3 protein-coding genes are annotated in these 1,636 nt (G+C 41.2%); all 3 read right to left on the bottom strand.

Features of this window, described 5'->3' with window-relative positions; genetic code table 11:
- Window positions 1-98 precede the first annotated feature (98 nt).
- Window positions 99-341, bottom strand: a complete 243-nt coding sequence (locus Pmgp_RS19215; protein ID WP_134216289.1) for a hypothetical protein — start codon at window positions 339-341, stop codon at window positions 99-101.
- A 20-nt stretch (window positions 342-361) separates the two neighbouring features.
- Window positions 362-496 (bottom strand): hypothetical protein, encoded by a 135-nt coding sequence (locus Pmgp_RS20645; protein WP_282432925.1) that lies wholly within the window; start codon window positions 494-496, stop codon window positions 362-364.
- 93 nt (window positions 497-589) lie between these two features.
- Entirely contained in the window at window positions 590-1,162 is a 573-nt protein-coding gene (locus Pmgp_RS19210) for a helix-turn-helix transcriptional regulator (RefSeq protein ID WP_134216287.1), read from the bottom strand.
- Between the last annotated feature and the right edge of the window lie 474 nt (window positions 1,163-1,636).

The raw sequence follows: 1,636 nt of genomic DNA, 5'->3' as shown, positions 1-1,636 counted from the left end.
TTTTGTCCACAGCAGCTTACGGTGGTTTGAAGCCTCCACCTGCATGGCGGCTCCGAGGGGCCTTCCCTCATCTTCGATTAAGCATGGCTTTAGGGCTCTCATGCAGCCCTGCGCCTTCGTGGCGCACCATCGTCAGCATGGCTAAAAGCAACCACATCAAAATCGGTTCGGCTGTCTGCTTCTAGGTCCTCGCGAATGGCTGCAGCCAAGTCAACCCTCTTATCATTATCATCTTCTGCCACAGTATAATGAGCAAAATCAAAGAGCAGTTTCTGCCCTGAGTGCAGATCAATTTTACAGCAATCTGCGTTTCCTATTGGATAAAAAGTAATTTTGTGCACTGTCAAACCCCCAAATTCGTCTAATATGATATCTGATTCTTATTCTGGCCCGCTTTATAAGCTAGTGTAAGAGCTGCCAAACTTAAAGCGAACAAGGCTATTAGAGAAATCCCAAATGCCTTACCGCCTCCTACTGCAATTCCGATTTTGTTCATTTTGTCACCTCCCCTCAGGTGTTCACTAAATTTTAGTGAACACTTTCTTATTTTTTTACTCCTCACCTAAGTGAAGAGTAAAATCAGCAGATATTAAATTGGAACTTGATAAATATGATCTTTTCCATTTGGAGTTATTCTTTCCTGCCTAAGTACCAGGCGCAAATCAAACAATTTCTTAAGCCTATTACTGGCGCTATTGATTGCAATATCGTTTAATTCCGCTATGTCCCTTGCAGTAATCTCTTTAGCTTTAGCCAGTTGTTTAAAAGTTTCGTGTAAATTAGGTTCTAATGTTCCGACTACTACCAGTTCTCCTTCTCGGCTAATGAGAACTGGTACGCGCTCATTATTTTTCTTTTCTCTGTAAAACAGCGCTGCCTCAAGGTTTTCAAGTGTGGCCTCATTTATATTAGAGACAAAAAAAAGATTCTCTTTGTTGTTTCTTAGAAATAATTGAACCTCAACAATTATCTCATCCACAAACGAAACATCACAAATTTCTATACCCGAAAAATCCATGTCCAAGCAATCATTAGGAACCAACTCACTAATCTTATTAAGTATTATCGTTTTAGCTTGTTTGCCAAATGGTCTGAATGTCATTGTCTTTTCCAGGCCTATTTCATTACCCACATTAATTATCTTTAGTCGATGTACCGTCATATTTATCACCCTTCACCAATATTTGGTGAATTCATAGAATAATAATACTAATTAAGGACAACCTTGTCAAGGGACAAAATGTTATTTCAGAGCTGACGCATGAAAATGTTTTTTAAATCTTGCGGGGTCTGGAATTGACGTTTTCGCAACTATTGCCTATTCGGTTATTCCAAAAATCACCGGTTTATCCGTATCAACACATCCTTAACTAAACCGTTTCTGCTCGTTTTAGCATGCCGGACATCTTCAACGGAAAGACGAGTAGCGCCGCGCAACCGCTGCCTAAGCTGTCTGTATCAGTTCAATTCGCTATGCCGCCAGACGGCTTGCTTTCCAATTTTCTTCGCGCACTAGTCGCAATTGACCGGGAGATTCGGTCAGCCGGCGAAGCCGCCCTGTATCCAACTCACTATAGGTCATAGCTTCATAAAACTTCTTGATGAAAGACTGAACCCCGACTGTTTTGACATGTTC

Origin of the sequence: Pelotomaculum propionicicum (genome assembly GCF_004369225.1) — a bacterium.
GTDB classification, from domain to species: domain Bacteria; phylum Bacillota; class Desulfotomaculia; order Desulfotomaculales; family Pelotomaculaceae; genus Pelotomaculum_B; species Pelotomaculum_B propionicicum.
Note: the sequence above shows the minus strand (reverse complement) of the source record. Positions and strands in the feature narration are given on the sequence as shown.

What these genes read in the sequence shown, in the direction of transcription:
- Pmgp_RS19210 (WP_134216287.1), bottom strand. Translation starts at nt 1,162, where the DNA reads ATGACGGTACATCGACTAAAGATAATTAATGTGGGTAATGAAATAGGC.
- Pmgp_RS20645 (WP_282432925.1), bottom strand. Translation starts at nt 496, where the DNA reads ATGAACAAAATCGGAATTGCAGTAGGAGGCGGTAAGGCATTTGGGATT.